Origin of the sequence: Vibrio aquaticus, from assembly GCF_003970385.1 — a bacterium.
In the GTDB taxonomy this organism is placed as follows: Bacteria; Pseudomonadota; Gammaproteobacteria; order Enterobacterales; family Vibrionaceae; genus Vibrio; species Vibrio aquaticus.
In genome coordinates, this window is record NZ_RXZH01000001.1 from 636940 (window position 1) to 655319 (window position 18380).

Here is an 18380-nt window from a genome sequence, read left to right on the forward strand (position 1 = left end):
GTCTATTTTGCTAACTGGGCCACTTTCTTTAAGAAACTGTCTCGCAGATGTTCTTGGTCATACTCTAGATGATAGGTATTATGAAAGCCGACTTTCAATTCTACCCCATTCCCTCGCATATAGACGTTGTAACCGTCATAATCAGAGAACGCTTCTACACCTTCATAGATTTTGCCGTGTTCGGTCGGTGAGCCATTCGTCATGACCGATTCATACGCTTGCAAGATTTTACCTGGGTCGAGTTCATTTTTCATACGCCACCTTCCTTAGTCTTACCCATTAAGTATGAGCAATAGGTGGCTATTTCGCTAACTCGACCCTTGCGTTAAATCAAACCAAAAGCAGTTAACTTTCTCGGACAACTTCAGCCAGTGTCGTTAGCCTTTGTAAGCTGTTCTTAACGTATGGATTTTCAGTATCCCAAGCATAACCCGCTAAGATCGAGCTGATCATCTGCTTGATGCGAAGGTTAGGATTTTGATAGAAAATTACGTCTTGAAGCATGCCGTTATACCAACCTTCGACATAGGTTCTAAACGTATTTACGCCAACCATTAGCGGCTGTGCGTATTCTTGCTGCCAATCAACCTGTTCGCCATTGAGCTGGCGCACAACACAGTCAGCCGCATATTGCGCTGACTTCATGGCAATCGTCACACCAGAAGAGAAAACAGGATCAAGAAACTCACCCGCATTACCTAGCAACGCATAATGTTTGGTCGCCAATTGCTTAACGTTCGCCGAATAGCCGCCTAGTTCGCCGGCTTGATTTGGGTACTCAGAGTCAGCAAGAAGCGTTGCCAAGCCAGGCTCTTCACTCGCCAACTGTTTTAGGGCAGCAATCTTATCTTGTGGGTAGTTTTCAAAAAACGATGGCTCACCGACCACACCAAACGAGCAAACACCATTCGAGAATGGGATTAACCAATACCACACATCATGGTTGTCTGGGTGAACAGAGATCAGGATCTTATTGCGATCGTATTCGATTTTTGACTCATCAATATTATCGACAATGTGAGTGAAAATCGCTTTACGTGGCGGCAGACAAGATGGCTCTTCTAAATCGAGCATGCGAGGAAGTACACGACCAAAGCCGCTCGCATCAAGCACATAATCGGCTTCAATTTGGTACGGATTGCCGTGTTGATCGTTGACAGTTAACAAAGAGCGTTCGCCTACAAACTCTAGCTCTAGCAACTCATGTTGATAGCGAATCTCTACGCCTTGATCTGCTGCGCTATCTGCCAGCACTTTATCGAAGTTACCGCGCTGAACCTGGTAGGTCGTGCCTGGGCCTGATGTAAACTTATCAGTGAAATCGAACTGCGTATAAACGCCATTTCTTCTAAAGGCCGCGCCGTCTTTGTATTGGAAATCGGCATTCTTAACCGCTTCAAGCATGCCCGCTTGTTCCACCACTTCCATACAAGCCGGCAGTAAGCTTTCACCAATAGAGAAGCGAGGGAATTGCGCTTTTTCAATCGCAATCACCTGGATGTTTTGCGCATGGAGCAGCGCAGAGACAGTCGATCCTGATGGGCCAGCGCCCACCACTAATACTTGCGTATTTTCTTTATGCATAACGAAACTTCAAATCGGTTCGGTCAATGACCGTTATTGTGCTTTTAGTTTTAATAATGTGTGGCCCAGACCAATGTTGTCTGTTCTTTCTTCAACCACCAGCCCCGCTTCAGCGACAATCTCTAAGAAGTCATCACTACGGTAGAAGCGGCTGTTCCCGTTGGCCAAACAGGTAAAGTAAAGCGAAGTGGCATTCAAGCTGTATGAGGCCGCTTCGTATTTCTGCGCATCCCAGAAAAGCTCTAGAACATACACTGAATCGCCTTCACGCAGCTGATTCTTAACGCGTTTAAGAATGCTCAAGATTTCCATTGGCGAGAAACAGTCGAGGAATTGGCTCATCCACCAAACATCGGCATGTTCAGGAAGGGTTTGTGCTTTGTCGAGCATATTGGCTGGAAATGGCGTCACACGATGATCGTGACCTTGCGCTTTCGCGTTCTCCATTGCCATCTCTAATTGCTGAGGCAGATCAACAATGGTGATGTTCACATCGGCATCGTGGTGACAACATTGCATTGCCCACTTACCGGTATTACCACCAATATCGACTAAGGTTTTCGGTTTAGATTTAAACACTTCTGCTAATAGGATCGGGAAAGAACGATCCGAATAGAAATGGTCAAATTTAAACCAGCTCTCTTTTGCTTGCTTCGGCAACTGAGATAAGCCTTGGTAAATGGTTTCCCACTCCCCCAGCTCTTTCAGGCCTGCCGGTTTGCCTTCTACGATAGATTCGGTCAAGTGCATCATGGCGGCGTAACAAACGTCAGCTGTGAAATCCATGTTTGCATTGGTCATTCCATCGTAAAGAATAAAGAAACCTAGGTTACTCAGTGAATAGTTAGGTTTTTCCCACAAAACAATATCGGCACTGATCGCCATATCGAGCAGTACTTTCACTCCATATTCCGACACTTCCGTCTGCTGGGCGATGTGCTCTGCTGTCATGCCCTTTGAGCCCGTTTGGTCAAGTGCTTTCAGCACACCTAAATCACGCAGCGTTCTGGCGGTGTGGAAGACAATCGGAGCAAATGAAAGCTTCTGAGCTTCCGTTTTTGCTTCTAAGGCATTAAATCGATCTTTGTTTTTATCTAACACGAAAAACCTAACTATTTATTTCATTTATTTACTGAGACGTCGCTTGTAATGAAAGCTGACGCTGAATATCAACGTTGAGGTTATTCACCCAACGGTTGTAGTTACGATGGATTTTGCCATCTTCTGCTTTCAAATTATCTGAGTTGAGATAAATAATTGAGTAAAATTTTGCGCTATAAGGGATTTTCACCTCTGCGTAGTGTGAGCGAACGTTGATTTTTGCATTTAACTCTTGGTCATTCACTTCTTCGACAATCCAGCCACGATTTGTTGCTGCTTGCATAATCGCCATCTTCACTTGTTTGCTTTGAAGATTATATCTAACTGGAGTATCCTCAACGTTCATTACTGGCTGCACACGTCCACAACCAACGAGTAATAAAGTAAGCAGAAATGCGCCGAGTAACTTAATTGGTGACATAGAAGTTATTCCTTATTATTTGGTAAGTCTGTAATAGTATTTCGCTGTAATCACAACAATTCAATCTCTATATGCCAAAACAAGATTTAAAAATGTTATTCAATATCGATGCATGGCTCGCGCATTCTAACGGATTCTCGATGTCTCAAGATTGGGAAAGTTGGGCAAATACTTTACATTGGCCCGAAGAAACCCAATTAATCACCTCTGCCATCCCCCCAATGATGCGACGTCGAATGAGTAACCTGTCCAAATTGGCCGTGCAAACCTCGGTTGAATTACTCAATGAGCATGACGTGGACTACCTAGTGTTTGCTAGCCGTCACGGTGAACTTCACCGCAGCGCAGCGTTGCTCGAAGATATTTTAAAGGGTGAAGAAGCGTCACCGATGGCGTTTTCTCAGTCAGTGCATAACACGGCGGCCGGCCTTGCGACTATCGCTACTAAAAAAGCGATCCCCCTAACTTCCATTGCTGCCGGCGACAACACCTTTCAAAGTGCCATTCTCGATGCCTGGCTGTATCTCGACAGTCACCCAGACCACAAAGTGTTAGTGATTGATTTTGATGAACCTTTGCCGGAATGCTATCAAGAATTTGAAGTTCAAGATTACCGCGGCTATGCGTTAGGATTGGTACTCTCCGCTGGCGATGATTTATCCGTCGAAGCGCTGTCTCCAGTCAAGGATTCAGATAGCTCGCTACCTCAAGGATTGGCGTTTATTCGCCAGTTTGTATCTCAGGCCTCCTCGTGGGAAGTCCACTCTCCACGTCAATCGTGGCGCTGGACACGTTGATGAATAAACTCAATCAATATTGGCGCGTGGTCGCAACCGGATTTTGTTTTGCTGTTTTCGGCCTAGGTGGGCTTGTACTGAGCTTTATTGTTGTCCCACTCACCAAATTATTTACCGCAGAGCAAACCGAAGCCGAATATAAAGTACAACGTTCAATACAACGCTCATTTGATCTATTTTGCCGTTTAATGAAGTTCACAGGTGCCATTGACTACAAAATAGTGGGGGCGGAGGTTTTAAAACAAGACCGAAACTGTTTGATCGTCGCAAACCATCCCAGCCTTATTGATTATGTTTTGATTGCCTCACAATTAGAACGTTGCGATTGCTTGGTTAAATCGGCCATTTGGCGAAACCCGTTTATGAAGCATATCGTCAAAGCTGCAGGATATATTCCCAACGAAACCCCAGATGATTTACTCTCTATTTGTGAACAGCGGTTCGAGCAAGGAAATGTACTTCTTGTCTTTCCTGAAGGGACAAGAACCACACCGGGAGTGGAATCAAAATTACAACGTGGTTCGGCTCAAATTGCCGTACGCACAAAGCGCGACTTGCGTCTAGTTCATATTAGTGTCTCTCCGAGCTTTCTCACAAAAGAGACAAAGTGGTATCAAGTTCCCCCAACTAAGCCTTTTTTCCTTGTTGAAGTTAAGGATAAAGTTGAGGTTGAGCCTTTTATCAAGCAAACTACGTCACCAACGATAGCGGCTCGCCGCTTACAACAGCATTTGGCTGAAACACTCTTTCCAGAAAACCAATAGTCACAAGCAGGTCCAAGTGGAAAAACTACACAACGAAATCAAACAACTTATTATTGATGCACTCAATCTAGAAGACTTAACGATTGAAGAAATTGAAACGGACGCACCACTCTTTGGCGACGGTCTCGGTCTAGACTCTATTGATGCTCTAGAATTGGGTTTAGCTATCAAGAAAAAGTACAACATTGTGATTGATGCAGACGACTCAAATACGCGCGAGCACTTTGCTTCAGTAAGCAATCTTGCTAAGTACATTTCTGCTCAAGCTAGTGAATAATTCGTAGGTACTTTCATGACTGATGTAAATAAAGACCAAGTATTTGAACAAGTGAAAAGCGCACTTGAAGAATTGTTTGAAATTGATGCGGCCGATATCGTGCCAGACGCACACCTCTATCAAGACCTTGATCTTGACAGCATTGATGCCGTGGACCTTGTTGTTCATCTTCAAAATGTGACAGGCAAAAAAATCAAACCTGCGGAATTTAGTACCGTGCGTACGGTCGATGACGTAGTCAACGCAGTGACTGAGCTTCTTAAGGAAGCCTAATGCGTCAATTGCTGACAGTTTTGTCTGCAGTTGTTCTGCTCGCCTATCCCTTCGCCATCTATTTTGGCTTAGAGCGATTTGGAACTTCCTTGGTAGGGATCGTTTTGATCTTTGCCTTGGGAGTTCGACTATTCTCCGTTCAACGTTCAAAACTGAAAGAACTCAAATCTGTAGCTCAAGCGAGCGCCCTTGTTGGTATCACGCTTGTGGGCTTAAGTGTGTGGTTTAAACAGCATGGTTGGATGATGTTTTATCCGGTTGTGGTTAATGCCTGCATGTTGGCATTGTTTGCCACCAGCTTAAAACAGCCTCAAACCATAATTGAACGCCTAGCTCGTCTTCAAGAACCCAATTTGCCAGAAAGCGGCGTTGTATACACCCGTCAAGTGACTGCAATTTGGTGTGCATTCTTCACAATCAATGGGCTGATAGCACTCTATACCTGCTTTCAACCTCTAGAAGTTTGGACGCTCTACAACGGGCTAATCAGCTACCTACTCGCCGGCTCTTTATTTGCCATTGAGTGGATCGTGCGACAGTTTATTCGAAAGGATCACTAACTCTTATGAGCTTCGAAGCTTCTTCCTTTGTTTCTTTGCAGCACCTTCTGAGCACACCTCGCTCAGAACGCTCTCCTGTCGCTTTTCATCAAGAACAGAAAATCGACTGGCAGCAATTTCAAAGTGACGTCGCTCAGTTGAGTTCTTATCTGGCGCAGCAAAGCTCGAAAAGAATTGCGCTTTGCTTTAGTGACAGCTACCTATTTTCAGTGGCATTCTTTGCAGCATGCCACGCTGGTAAAGCCTTGGTATTACCGGGCAACTATCAGCCAGAAGCGGTCAAAGAGCTCACCCCTCATTTTGATCTGCTGCTGCATGATAGTGAAATTGCTGTCGCTGAAGGGGTTCAAGCCTACGGTGTTGAATACCAAGATGAACGTTTGGATGTAACGACATTCACATGGTCAGCGCTCGATATAGAACACATCCAACTCACCCTGTTTACTTCTGGCTCTAGCGGCAAAGCCAAAGCGATTGAAAAAAGCCTACTCCAAATCGACCTGGAGCTGCACATTCTTCAGTCTCTATGGGGAGAGCGCCTTGTTGGAGCTCGCATTGAGAGTACGGTTTCTCATCAGCATATTTATGGTTTGCTATTTCGAGTGTTGTGGCCTCTTTGTGCGGCCAGACCTTTTGCCATTCATAACCTCGAGTTTCCAGAGCAGCTCGTTCAACATGCAGACGAAAACACCGCGTTAATCAGTAGCCCAGCGCTGCTGAAAAGGTTAACCGAAGAACACAAGCCAACGCCTTTACGCTGCCTGTTTTCTTCCGGTGGCCCACTGCCAAACAGTGCCGCTTTACACAGTCAGGCTCTGTTTTCACATCTGCCTATTGAAGTGTTTGGCAGTACTGAAACCGGCGGCATTGCGCATCGTCAACAGGTAACAGCGCAAACTCCTTGGCGCTTATTCCCAACGGTGAACGCACAGCTTAACCAAGAAAACTGCTTGCGATTGAACGCACCGCATATTGCAGGAGAAAGCTGGTATCAAACCGCCGATGAGTGTTATTTTCATGATGACGTTTCTTTTGAGCTGAAAGGACGTACAGATCGAGTAGTAAAAGTCGAAGAGAAGCGCATTTCTCTTGTTGAAGTAGAACAACGCTTAGAGCAGCTAGCGTGGATTGAAGAAAGCTGCGTAATCCCAATGATGGAAGGGAACCGATTGTCACTGTGTGCCGTGATTGTGCTTAACTCACACGGGCAGCAGCAGATGACAATTGAAGGTAAAGGGAAGTTTTGGCTTACACTGAGAAAGGAACTGCGCAATTGGTTAGAACCGATCGCTATTCCGAGAAAGTATCGTGTGGTTGACGAGATCCCCTTAAACAGCCAAGGTAAACGTCTTGTCGCCGATATCGAACAGTTATTCCAATAAGATAGAAAAATGGAACAGAGAAAACCCACCATTACCAACGTAGTCGTTGAAGACAATCAGGCTACGTTAACCATGAAAGTCGATGCCAGTATCTTAGACTTTCGTGGTCACTTTACCCATTTCCCTTTGCTTCCGGGTGTGAGTCAAATCGATTGGGCACTGTTTTATGCGATTGAGCATTTAAACACGCCACCTCTTTTTAAAGGTATGGAAGTGATTAAGTTTCAAGAACCGATTCTGCCTAATGCCACGGTAGAATTGTCGTTAGTTTGGGATGATGAGAAGCAAAAGCTGGCATTTAAGTACAGCTCCCAAGCGGCTGACCGCTTAGTGGTTCACTCTTCCGGAAAAATGAAGTTGGGTGAATAACGTGACCACATACCAACCTTGTTTCTTGATCCCTTGTTACAACCACGGCAGCACGATTGCTGACGTGGTTTCGTCGCTACAGCCTTTTTCACTGCCTTTTATTATTGTCGACGATGGTAGCAACCAAGAAACCAAACTAGCCTTAGATGCTGTCGCTCAACTCGATAACGTTAAAGTGGTAACGTTAACTGAGAACCAAGGCAAAGGCGGCGCAGTCATGGCCGGTGTTCGTTTCGCTCACCAGCTTGACTATAGCCATGTGATACAGATTGATGCCGATGGTCAGCACGATATTCAAGCGCTGCCTAAGTTAATTGAAGCCTCTCAAGCTCACCCTGAACATCTTGTGTCTGGGCAACCTATCTACGATGACAGCGTGCCCAAGGCGCGATTGTATGGCCGATATGCGACCCATATTTGGGTTTGGATAGAGACACTCTCCTTTGCCATCAAAGACAGCATGTGTGGCTTTCGTGCCTACCCCGTTGATAAAACCATTGCGGTGTTAAACAAATACGACATCGGCACTCGGATGGATTTCGATATCGAGATTCTTGTGCGCATGTACTGGGAAGGTGTAGAAATCGACTTTGTCGAAACCCGTGTTATCTACCCTGAGGGTGGCATTTCCCATTTCGATGCGTTGTGGGATAACGTCAAGATAAGCTGGATGCACACTCGCCTCTTTTTTGGCATGTTGCCAAGGATCCCAAGCTTACTTAAACGAAATCGCCGCAAAGCCAATAACGCCCATTGGTCTAAGCGTCAAGAGCAAGGAACCATCATCGGTATTAAGCTGATGCTTGCTATTTATAGCCTACTTGGCCGTAAAGCGTTCAACCTTATCCTTAAGCTGGTGATGCGTTATTACCACCTCACAGGCAAAGACGCTAAACAAGCATCAGAGCACTACTTGTCACAGCTGTCGGCTTACGCGGCTCAAAAACAGATCGACCTTCCTCAACCTTTGGATAGCTATCATCATCTGCTCTCTTTTGGCCACACCATGCTCGATAAACTTGCAGCATGGAAAGGCGACTTCAGCGTCGACAACTTAACCATTCACGGGCATGAACAGTTTCAAGTGATGGTCGACAACAACCAAGGCGTTCTATTGTTAGGCTCGCACCTTGGTAATATTGAGCTATGCCGAGCACTTGGCCGTCGACACAAACATATTAAGATTAATGCTCTGGTCTTTACCGAGCACGCAGAACGCTTTAATACCGTGATGAAAGCGGTGAACCCAAGCTCAGACCTCAACTTGATTCAAGTTAGCTCAATGGGGCCAGATACGGCCATTTTATTGCAGCAAAAGATTGAGCAAGGTGAATGGGTTGTGATCGTCGGCGATCGCACCTCCACCAGCAAAGAGAGTCGTTCCGTTTGGGCAGACTTTTTGGGCCAGCCAGCACCTTTCCCACAAGGGCCATTTATGCTTGCCTCTGTGCTAAAGGCTCCTGTATATCTGCTATTTGGTTTAAGAGATGACGCCAGTGAAACCCCTCACTTTAACGTCTATTTCGAACATTTTAGCGACAAGATCGTATTACCAAGAAAAGAGCGTCAACAAGCTTTGGAGGCCGTGGTACAAACCTACGCCAATCGCCTAGAGCACTACACATTACAAGCGCCTTTACAGTGGTATAATTTTTTCAATTTTTGGACATTAAGTAATCAGCAAGATGACGACGCAAAACACTAACACCATTACGTTTGGCGCACAGGCTCTTACCATTGAAGATGTGGTAGCGATAGCTCAAGGTGCCAATGCGGACATCAATAGCTCGCCTGAATTTACTGCGAAAATCGACCGTGGTGTCGCTTTTCTTGAGCGCCTGCTAAAAGAAGAAGGCGTCATCTATGGCGTAACGACCGGCTATGGTGACTCGTGCACCGTTGCTATTCCGCCTAACTTGGTCGATGAGCTTCCTCTGCACCTGACTCGCTTCCACGGCTGTGGACTGGGTGAAGTATTGTCTCATGAACAAGCTCGCGCCGTATTGGCGACTCGCCTTTGTTCACTAGCACAAGGTGTCTCTGGCGTAACGCACGATCTGCTTAATCAAATCGTGACGCTGATTAACCAAGATATTGCGCCACGTATTCCGCAAGAAGGTTCAGTCGGCGCAAGTGGAGACTTAACCCCTCTTTCCTACCTAGCCGCGGCCTTAATTGGTGAGCGTGACGTCCTATACAAAGGCGAAGTTCGCCCTACCGCTGAAGTGTATGCTGAACTTGGCATTGACCCAATTCACCTTAAGCCAAAAGAAGGCTTAGCACTGATGAACGGTACGTCAGTCATGACAGCGCTTGCTTGCCTTGCTTACAAACGTGCGGAATATTTGGCTCAGCTTTGTACCAAAATTACTGCCATGGTATCTGTCGGCATTCACGGCAATGACTTCCATTTCGATGAAGCACTCTTTGCTGTAAAACCTCACCCTGGTCAACAACAAGTTGCTGCTTGGCTTCGTGACGATCTGAAAGCCGATCGCCCGCCTCGTAACAGTGATCGCCTACAAGATCGTTACTCTCTTCGCTGTGCGCCTCACGTTATCGGTGTAGTACAAGATTCACTGCCATGGCTACGTTCGATGATTGAGAACGAGCTAAACAGTGCTAACGATAACCCGATTATTGATGGTGACAACGAACGTGTCCTTCACGGCGGTCACTTCTATGGCGGCCACATTGCTATGGCGATGGATACACTGAAAACCGGCATCGCTAACCTTGCTGACTTGCTCGATCGCCAGATGGCACAGTTGATGGACTACAAGTTCAACAATGGCCTGCCATTCAACCTAACTGGTGCTGAAGGTGAGCGTAAACCAATCAACCACGGCTTTAAGGCGGTGCAAATTGGTATCTCAGCGTGGACAGCAGAAGCGCTGAAACACACCATGCCTGCAAGCGTTTTCTCTCGTTCAACCGAATGTCACAACCAAGACAAAGTGAGCATGGGCACGATTGCGGCGCGTGACTGTATCCGAGTGTTGGAACTGACTGAACAAGTCGCAGCAGCGTCACTGCTCGCCAGTACACAAGCGGTAGAAATTCGTCGTCGCCACAACGAACTAGACGAACACCACATGAGTGACAATCTGAAAATGATCCGTGATGCCGTCTTAAGCGAGTTTGAATTTGTGATTGAAGACCGTCCGCTAGAGCACGACCTAAGACACTTTATTGATCGTATCCAGCAACGTCACTGGTCACTTTACTCGGAGGCATAATGGAGCAAGCAATCGAGTTTCCATTAAAGTCAGAGGTGACATTAGTCACCTCATTCCAAGATGCTGACCCAATGGGCGTTATCTATCATGGCAACTACTTCCGTTTTTTTGAAGAAGCTCGACGCATCATGATGGATAAAATCGACTACGGCTATTTGGCGATGCAAGCCTCTGGCTATATGTGGCCGATCATTGATACCCGAGTAAAGTACGTCAAAGCGATACCGTTTAACCATGAGATTCGTGTGACAGCCAAACTGACCGAGTGGGAAAACCGCTTACGCGTTGACTATGTGATTTACGATGCAAAGAGCGGTCAACGCATGTGTAAAGCGCACACCACTCAAGTTGCAGTTTCGATTGAGCAACAAGAAATGTGTTTTGCCTCTCCCAACGTTTTCATCGACAAAGTCACTCAATGGCATCAACAAGGAAAGCTCCAATGATCAAACGTATGCTTTGTTTGTGGCTTACTGTTGCGTCTCCTCTTGCTTGGTCGAGTGTGGCCAACCTTGATGCCTTACAAACGCAACTTTCTCAACACGATACGGTGCGAGGGGATTTTACTCAGAAGCGCCATATCGAGATGTTCGAGCAGCCTTTAAGCTCTGAGGGTCAATTCACCCTCAACAAGGAGCAAGGGCTACTGTGGCAACAAGCCACGCCTTTCCCGGTTGGTTTAGTGTTAACCCAAGATAAGCTGCGTCAAACCTTCGCCGGTCAAATCCCAAAAGTGGTCACTGCAAAAGAGAACCCAATGGCGTTCTACTTTAGCCACATCTTTTTGGCCGTCTTTCATGGCGATACCGACGCTTTAAAAGAACAGTTCGACATTGCTTTTAGCGCCGGAGACAATCAATGGACGCTAGTGCTCACTCCACTCAATGCCCCTTTGAATGCCGTTTTCGAGGCGATTACTTTAACGGGTAATGACAATATCGATCGTCTAGAGCTTAAAGAGCTTCGTGGCGATAAAACTGAAATCCTTTTCACAAATCAGACTCATCAGCCTGAAGGACTCACCGATGCTGAAAAAGCGCAGTTCAGCTTCTAATTCATCTCGCAACAGTCAGCGTATTGCATTCTCGTGGCTAGGAATGGTGTGTCTATTCCTAGCCCTATTATCCTTTCAATGGCTGAGTGCGCCGTCTTCTCCTATTGAAACCAACATTCTTAAACTGCTGCCGAAGAACCAGCAAAACCCTGTCGCAGAACAAGCGTTTGAAGCCGTCTCTGACAATTTAAGCGACAAAGTCGTGTTTGTTGTGAGTGCGCCCGATAGTGAGCAAAGCTATGCCGCTGCGGAATCTCTGACTCACTCCCTCAAAGATCTGACTGTTTTCGCCAATGTCACTGGCAAAGTCGAAGCGACCCAACAGCAGCAGTGGGCTGACTACTATTTTCAGCACCGATTCCAACAGCTCACATCTGAACAAAGAGCACGGTTAACCACACAACCGGAAGCACAAGTTCAACACGTTATTCAATCTATCTATAACCCATTTTCTGGAGTGACTGGCAGTGAGCTAAGCCAAGACCCATTTTTGATCTTCCGAGATTACCTTAGCCAGTTAACTCAACTAGGCGGGGCATTCACGCTCACTGACGGATTTCTTAGCCGTGAATACCAAGGCAAAACTTACGTACTGGTTAATGCCACGCTCAACCAATCACCATATAGCCTAAGTGCCCAGCAGAGTGTGGCGACCATTGCGCAAACTGAGCAGCAGATTGCAGCCACATTCGATGCCGATGTCTATCACACAGGCGTACTTTTCTATGCTGAGTTCGGTACACAGAGCGCCAAATCTGAGATCAGCACCATTGGTGTTTTCTCATTGCTCGGCGTAATCGTATTGATCCTTGGGGTTTTCCGCAGTGCCGCACCACTTTCTTTGGCATTGCTTTCGATTGCTATTGGTCTACTGGCTTCATTCGCCGTTACCATTTCTATCTTCGGCACAGTACATCTGTTTAGCTTGGTGTTTGGTGCCAGCTTAATTGGTGTTTCTATCGATTATGCTTTCCACTATCTCACCGAACGCCTTGCCGCTGGTAACAAATGGGACAGCGAAAAAGGCCTAAAACATATCTTTGCCGCCATCACGATGGGGCTTATTACCAGTTTGATCGGCTATATGGGCATGATGATCGCGCCTTTCCCAGGGTTACAGCAGTTGGCGTTGTTCTCCTCCGTTGGCTTAATCGCGGCTTATGCTACAGTGGTAGCTTGGTATCCGATACTGGCCAAAGCGCCAACTCCGAACCGCCCTCTGCCGGGTCAATCTCTGTGGAAAAAATGGCTGTCAATTTGGCAAAAGCCTAAAGTTCGCCTTTCCCTGCCTTTGACATGCTTGGCACTTGCGCTTATCCCGATGACAAGCCTGACGTATGATGATGATATTCGACAGCTACAAGCCATGCCAGAGTCTCTGAAATCGCAAGAAGCGTTGATTGCAAAACTAACAGGAGTGACCTCTTCACAGCAGATGCTTGTGGTCACGGCAGACGATGATGAAAGCTTACTTGTTAGACTCGAATTACTAGGCCAAACCCTCAATCAATGGCAGCAAGATAAAACGATTAACGGCTATCAAAGCCTCACTCAATATATTCGCTCTGAGCAGACTCAAGCGGCGGATTATGAGTTGGTCTCTCAGCTGTATCAGAATCAAGCGGATTTATTGACTCGCACTCTAAAGCTAGAGAAAACGCCGCAACTAAAAGAAACGCTCAGCCCCGTGTCACTGCAAAGCTACCTGACTCAATCGGTATCTGAGCCGATTCGCTTTTTATACGTTGGGCAAGTTGGTCAACAGGTTGCCAGCGTGGTTTTACTTAACGGTGTTACAGACCTAGAGGTGATCAAAGCTTTTGTTGCTCAACATGACGACCTTAGCTACCTCAACAAAGCAGAAGAGATCTCTGAGCTGTTTTCGGAGTATCGAACCAAAGTGATGGAACTTATCGTCATTGCACTGGTTGTGATTGGTGCGGTACTGACCAAACGCTATGGTTTTGCTCATGCGACTAAGATTCTGATCCCTTCGCTTATTGCCTGCGTGGCAGGTTTAGCGGCCGCATCAGCAGTTGGTTCGACGCTCAATCTGTTCAATTTACTCGCACTTATTCTCATAATTGGGATCGGCATAGACTACACGTTGTTTTTTGCTGAAAAAGCTCGCAGTCCAAGTACATTACTCGCCATTACCCTATCAGCGATGACAACGTTACTGTCGTTTGGCTTACTTTCTTTAAGCCAAACTCATGCGATTCATAGCTTCGGGATCACGGTTTTATGCGGCATTTTTGTCGCTTGGTTACTCTCTCCCCTTGCGATTCAGGAGAACAAATCATGACGTTCGCTCATTGGGCAAAAATCGGTCTTGTTATCGGGCTCTCCGGTGCGCTGCTTGCTTGTGCGGCCAAACCTCAAGTGGTCACGCCACAAGTTGAGATCGCTAAAGGTGAATTGGTCAACCTACCTACCCCTCGTTCTCTTGGTTATGGATTAACCGCCAGTCAATTAATCAGTGCCTCATGGTCAGTAGACCGTGCCTCACGCTCTGAACAGTTACCTGTGCAACTGCAAGTCAGCAGCGAGAAAGTCGTTTTGGCTGGCTTCTCCTCTTGGGGAACTCGCATTTTGTCTTTGACCTACCAAGGACAAGAAGTCACCACTGAAGTCTTACCGGGTTTAGGAAATGTGCTGCCGCCTCCAGAGCAGGTACTATTTAATCTAATGATCACTCTCTGGCCTCGTTCTGCTTGGGATGATTCTCTAAATAAGGTAAGGTGGCAGGTTATTGATACTGCTGATTCTAGAGCGATTTTTGATGCTGAAGGCCAGCAAGTTATCGACATCAAATACGGTAATAATGAGCGATTAAACAGTGAGATTGTGTTCCATCACCTCGTTGACGATTACACCATCACCATCAACACGCTCCAGTTTCAGAAAGAACCAACGACAGCGCAGTAAATGTCTATGAAAGCAAATCTATCGACACCCATTTACATCCAAAGTTGTGGTTTTCACAGCGCAATGGGCTCAACCGAATCGGAGGTAGTAAGCTGCCTCAGTGGTGAGCGCTCTGCCAATATGGTTGCAGACACAACAACACTCAACACCGGTGCGCATACAGTGACTGGTCAGGTGAGTGAAGCGCTACCCAATATTCCTGAGCATCTTTCTTGCTTTGATACTCGTAACAACCAACTGGCACTGTCTGCGTTGTCTGCAATTGAACCTAGCGTGCGTCAAGCGATTGAGCAGTTTGGTCACAACCGTGTTGCCGTTGTAGTTGGCACCAGTACATCAGGAATCTCTGATGGCGAGCAAGCTTTCCAGCAAAAGAGCGAGCAAGGCCAATTCCCTGTTGATTACCATTACCGCAAGCAAGAGCTGGGCAATACCAGCGAGTTCATTGCTCAGTATTTCGACCTAACCGGTCCGTGCTATGCGATTTCAACCGCTTGCTCATCAAGTGGCCGTGTCTTTATCACTGCGCAGCGCCTATTGCGTAGCGGAGTTGTCGATGCGGTAATTCTTGGCGGTGTTGATACTTTGTGTCGACTGACTCTGAATGGTTTCCACGGTTTAGAAGCGCTCTCTAGCACTCATTGTCAGCCGTTTAGCACCGATCGTGACGGCATCAATATCGGTGAATCTGCCGCGTTAATGCTGGTCAGCACCACGCCTTCTTCGATTGCGCTACTTGGTGCGGGCGACAGCTCCGATGCTCATCATATTTCAGCCCCTCACCCAGAAGGCACTGGCGCCGAACAAGCGATGCAAAAAGCGCTGGATGATGCAGGGCTAGAGCCAAGCGATATTGGCTATATCAATGCCCACGGCACTGCAACACCACTGAATGACAGTATGGAAAGCAAAGCCATCTATCGCGTATTCGGCTCAAGCGTGCCAGTGAGTTCAACCAAGCCTCTAACTGGCCATACACTCGGTGCAGCAAGCGCAACCGAAGCCGCAATTGCGTGGCACATACTTAAACACGATTTGTTACTGCCAATGCAGCATTGCCACAACAAAGCAGACGACATAGAGGTGACTCTGGTTGAGACGCCAACTAAACTGCAAGGTAAAGCCATTTTAAGCAACTCTTTTGCCTTTGGCGGTAATAACATTAGCCTTATTTTTGGTTATACCCATGACTAACTACCCAGATATTGCGCAGCTACTGCCCCACGATGAGCCAATGATCTTAATTGATCGAGCGCTCGATATTCAGTCTGATTCGATTCATTGCCAAGTTGAGATTGGTGCGAAGAACCCGTTCTTTAATCAACAATCACAGACTCTGCCTGCTTATGTGGGCATCGAGTTTATGGCGCAATCCGTTGCCGCTTGGTCTGGCTATCATGCTTTACAAAAAGGCAGCGAGCCGCCTATCGGATTCTTACTTGGAAGTCGCCGTTACAGTGCGCATTGTGATAGTTTTAACAACGGACAGTTACTCGATATCTATGCCGAAAAAATGATGGAAGATAACGGTATGGCAGTCTTCACCGCTCGAATTGAATTTGAGCAACAGATCGTCGCCAGTTGCCAACTGAACGTCTACGTTCCATCAGAAGAAAAATTAGAAGAAATGAAAATCAGGAGTCAACAATGACCCGACAAGTATTAGTGACAGGTGCAAGTAAAGGGATTGGCAAAGCTATCGCCACTCAACTTGCTGCAGACGGATTTGCCATTGTTGTTCACTACATGGGTGACCAAAAAGGTGCTCAAGAAACGCTGAATACCATTGAAGAAAACGGCGGTAACGGTCGCCTCATTAAGTTTGATATTAGTAATCGTGAAGAGTGCCGTGAAAAGCTCGAAGCCGACATCGCAGAGCACGGCGCTTACTACGGTGTGGTGAACAATGCTGGCATCACTCGTGATACGGCTTTCCCTGCAATGACAGAAGAAGAGTGGGATGGCGTTATACACACTAACCTGGATAGCTTCTACAACGTGCTTCACCCATGTGTCATGCCGATGGTGCAAAAGCGTAAAGGTGGCCGAATTGTCACTCTTGCATCGGTATCGGGCTTAATGGGCAACCGAGGCCAAACCAACTACAGCGCTGCGAAAGCCGGTGTGATTGGTGCAACGAAATCTCTCGCTTTAGAACTGGCGAAACGCAAAATCACCGTGAACTGTGTTGCCCCTGGCTTGATTGATACGGGCATGGTTGATGAGCACGTTAAAGAACATGCAATGCCACAAATCCCCCTTCGCCGTATGGGTGAACCAGAAGAAGTCGCGGGCCTTGTGAGCTACCTAATGTCTGACATTGCCAGCTATGTCACTCGCCAAGTTATCTCGGTTAACGGAGGCTTAGTATGAGCCGCCGAGTCGTTGTAACAGGTATGTCGGGCGTTACGGCCTTTGGTAACGACTGGCAAGCAGTAGAGCCTAAACTTCGTGCTTGTGAGAACGCTACTCAATACATGGAATCTTACGAGCAGTATGACGGCCTAAACACCAAACTTGCTGCTCCTGTAGATGATTTCGAATTACCGAAACACTACAAACGCAAACAAGTGCGCGGCATGGGTCGAGTGGCGAAGCTTGCGACTGTGGCAACTGAAAATGCGCTTATCCAAGCTGGCCTCATCGGTAACGATGTACTGACCAACGGCCAAGCCGGTATTGCTTATGGCTCATCTACCGGCAGTACCGATGCAATTGGTGCTTTTGGCGTTATGCTCAACGATAAAACAACCAAAGCGATTACCGCCACTACTTACGTGCAGATGATGCCGCATACAACCGCGGTTAACGTTGGCCTGTTCTTTGGCTTAAAAGGCCGAGTGATTCCCACCAGCAGCGCATGTACTTCTGGTAGCCAAGCGATCGGTTACGCTTATGAAGCGATCAAACATGGCTACCAAACCGTGATGGTAGCCGGTGGCGGCGAAGAGCTTTGCCCAACGGAATCTGCGGTATTTGATACCCTATTTGCCACCAGCTTAAAAAACGAATCGCCAAAATCGACCCCTCGCCCATACGATACCCATCGTGACGGCCTAGTGATTGGTGAAGGTGCAGGTACGCTAGTGCTTGAAGAGTATGAACATGCGAAAGCGCGCGGAGCAAAGATCTATGCAGAGATCATTGGCTTTGCGAGCAACTGCGATGCCGCTCATGTGACTCAACCTCAAATGGAAACCATGCAAATCTGTATGGAAATGGCACTGCAAGATGCGGGCATTGAAGCGGAGAAGATCGACTACGTTTCAGCGCACGGCACCGCAACTGACCGTGGCGATATTGCAGAGAGTAACGCAACAGCCAACGCTCTGGGTAAAGTGCCAATCAGCTCATTGAAGAGCTACTTTGGTCATACACTTGGCGCATGTGGTGCGATTGAAGCTTGGTTAAGCTTAGAGATGATGCACACAGGCTGGTTTAGCCCAACGCTGAACCTAGAGTCTCTAGACGAACAGTGCGGTAACCTAGACTACATCACCGGTCAAGGACGCGAACTCAACGTTGAATACTTAATGAGTAACAACTTTGCGTTCGGCGGCATCAACACTTCGATCATCTTTAAAAAGATCTAACTCGAAGCAACACTGAAAACAACAAAACGGACTGGTTA

Annotated in this window: 21 protein-coding genes; 17 read left to right on the plus strand and 4 right to left on the minus strand. The window is 47.0% G+C overall.

Features of this window, described 5'->3' with window-relative positions; translation table 11 throughout:
- Window positions 1–2 precede the first annotated feature (2 nt).
- The 4 genes from EJ063_RS02640 to EJ063_RS02655 all read right to left on the minus strand — a co-directional run bounded on the left by EJ063_RS02640 (window position 3) and on the right by EJ063_RS02655 (window position 3106).
- Window positions 3–254, minus strand: coding sequence for a DUF3081 domain-containing protein (locus tag EJ063_RS02640; RefSeq protein ID WP_126572452.1), 252 nt, complete (start codon window positions 252–254; stop codon window positions 3–5).
- Window positions 255–345: 91 nt separating this feature from the next.
- Window positions 346–1584 carry an NAD(P)/FAD-dependent oxidoreductase gene (locus EJ063_RS02645; RefSeq protein ID WP_126572453.1) on the minus strand — a complete coding sequence of 413 codons (1239 nt, stop codon included), beginning with the start codon at window positions 1582–1584 and terminating at the stop codon, window positions 346–348.
- A 33-nt stretch (window positions 1585–1617) separates the two neighbouring features.
- Window positions 1618–2685, minus strand: coding sequence for a methyltransferase (locus EJ063_RS02650; protein ID WP_126572454.1), 1068 nt, complete (start codon window positions 2683–2685; stop codon window positions 1618–1620).
- A 28-nt stretch (window positions 2686–2713) separates the two neighbouring features.
- Window positions 2714–3106: a hypothetical protein gene (locus EJ063_RS02655; RefSeq protein WP_126572455.1), complete on the minus strand. Its 393-nt coding sequence runs from the start codon at window positions 3104–3106 to the stop codon at window positions 2714–2716.
- Between the two features lie 71 nt (window positions 3107–3177).
- Between EJ063_RS02655 and EJ063_RS02660 the strand changes: the two genes are divergently transcribed.
- The 17 genes from EJ063_RS02660 to EJ063_RS02740 are packed head-to-tail and all read left to right on the plus strand — an operon-like array spanning window position 3178 to window position 18342.
- Window positions 3178–3903, plus strand: coding sequence for a beta-ketoacyl synthase chain length factor (locus tag EJ063_RS02660; protein WP_126572456.1), 726 nt, complete (start codon window positions 3178–3180; stop codon window positions 3901–3903).
- Window positions 3903–4667 carry a lysophospholipid acyltransferase family protein gene (locus tag EJ063_RS02665; protein ID WP_167469857.1) on the plus strand — a complete coding sequence of 255 codons (765 nt, stop codon included), beginning with the start codon at window positions 3903–3905 and terminating at the stop codon, window positions 4665–4667. The genes EJ063_RS02660 and EJ063_RS02665 overlap by 1 nt, the downstream gene beginning before the upstream one ends.
- A complete protein-coding gene (locus EJ063_RS02670) occupies window positions 4639–4944 on the plus strand; it encodes a phosphopantetheine-binding protein (protein WP_126572457.1) in 306 nt (101 codons plus the stop codon). The genes EJ063_RS02665 and EJ063_RS02670 overlap by 29 nt, the downstream gene beginning before the upstream one ends.
- Window positions 4945–4959: 15 nt before the next feature.
- A complete protein-coding gene (locus tag EJ063_RS02675) occupies window positions 4960–5217 on the plus strand; it encodes an acyl carrier protein (protein ID WP_126572458.1) in 258 nt (85 codons plus the stop codon).
- Complete coding sequence (locus EJ063_RS02680; RefSeq protein WP_126572459.1) at window positions 5217–5777, plus strand: COG4648 family protein; 561 nt, start codon at window positions 5217–5219, stop codon at window positions 5775–5777. Before EJ063_RS02675 ends, EJ063_RS02680 begins: the two co-directional genes overlap by 1 nt.
- Window positions 5778–5782: 5 nt before the next feature.
- Window positions 5783–7159, plus strand: a complete 1377-nt coding sequence (locus tag EJ063_RS02685; RefSeq protein WP_126572460.1) for an AMP-binding protein — start codon at window positions 5783–5785, stop codon at window positions 7157–7159.
- A gap of 9 nt (window positions 7160–7168) precedes the next feature.
- Window positions 7169–7528, plus strand: coding sequence for an ApeI family dehydratase (locus tag EJ063_RS02690; RefSeq protein WP_126572461.1), 360 nt, complete (start codon window positions 7169–7171; stop codon window positions 7526–7528).
- Window position 7529: 1 nt separating this feature from the next.
- The gene (locus EJ063_RS02695; RefSeq protein WP_167469858.1) at window positions 7530–9233 is read left to right on the plus strand and encodes a glycosyltransferase family 2 protein; all 1704 of its coding nucleotides are present in this window, start codon (window positions 7530–7532) and stop codon (window positions 9231–9233) included.
- On the plus strand, window positions 9214–10767 hold the full coding sequence (locus tag EJ063_RS02700; protein ID WP_126572463.1) for an HAL/PAL/TAL family ammonia-lyase: 1554 nt from the start codon (window positions 9214–9216) through the stop codon (window positions 10765–10767). Before EJ063_RS02695 ends, EJ063_RS02700 begins: the two co-directional genes overlap by 20 nt.
- On the plus strand, window positions 10767–11213 hold the full coding sequence (locus EJ063_RS02705) for an acyl-CoA thioesterase (RefSeq protein WP_126572464.1): 447 nt from the start codon (window positions 10767–10769) through the stop codon (window positions 11211–11213). The genes EJ063_RS02700 and EJ063_RS02705 overlap by 1 nt, the downstream gene beginning before the upstream one ends.
- Window positions 11210–11821, plus strand: coding sequence for an outer membrane lipoprotein carrier protein LolA (locus EJ063_RS02710; protein WP_126572465.1), 612 nt, complete (start codon window positions 11210–11212; stop codon window positions 11819–11821). The genes EJ063_RS02705 and EJ063_RS02710 overlap by 4 nt, the downstream gene beginning before the upstream one ends.
- On the plus strand, window positions 11793–14126 hold the full coding sequence (locus tag EJ063_RS02715; RefSeq protein WP_126572466.1) for an MMPL family transporter: 2334 nt from the start codon (window positions 11793–11795) through the stop codon (window positions 14124–14126). Before EJ063_RS02710 ends, EJ063_RS02715 begins: the two co-directional genes overlap by 29 nt.
- The gene (locus EJ063_RS02720; RefSeq protein ID WP_126572467.1) at window positions 14123–14749 is read left to right on the plus strand and encodes a DUF3261 domain-containing protein; all 627 of its coding nucleotides are present in this window, start codon (window positions 14123–14125) and stop codon (window positions 14747–14749) included. The genes EJ063_RS02715 and EJ063_RS02720 overlap by 4 nt, the downstream gene beginning before the upstream one ends.
- Window positions 14750–14755: 6 nt before the next feature.
- A complete protein-coding gene (locus EJ063_RS02725; protein WP_126573100.1) occupies window positions 14756–15943 on the plus strand; it encodes a beta-ketoacyl-[acyl-carrier-protein] synthase family protein in 1188 nt (395 codons plus the stop codon).
- Complete coding sequence (locus tag EJ063_RS02730) at window positions 15936–16400, plus strand: hotdog family protein (protein WP_126572468.1); 465 nt, start codon at window positions 15936–15938, stop codon at window positions 16398–16400. The genes EJ063_RS02725 and EJ063_RS02730 overlap by 8 nt, the downstream gene beginning before the upstream one ends.
- Window positions 16397–17122, plus strand: a complete 726-nt coding sequence (locus tag EJ063_RS02735) for a 3-ketoacyl-ACP reductase FabG2 (RefSeq protein WP_126572469.1) — start codon at window positions 16397–16399, stop codon at window positions 17120–17122. Before EJ063_RS02730 ends, EJ063_RS02735 begins: the two co-directional genes overlap by 4 nt.
- The gene (locus tag EJ063_RS02740; RefSeq protein ID WP_126572470.1) at window positions 17119–18342 is read left to right on the plus strand and encodes a beta-ketoacyl-ACP synthase; all 1224 of its coding nucleotides are present in this window, start codon (window positions 17119–17121) and stop codon (window positions 18340–18342) included. The genes EJ063_RS02735 and EJ063_RS02740 overlap by 4 nt, the downstream gene beginning before the upstream one ends.
- Window positions 18343–18380: the final 38 nt, after the last annotated feature.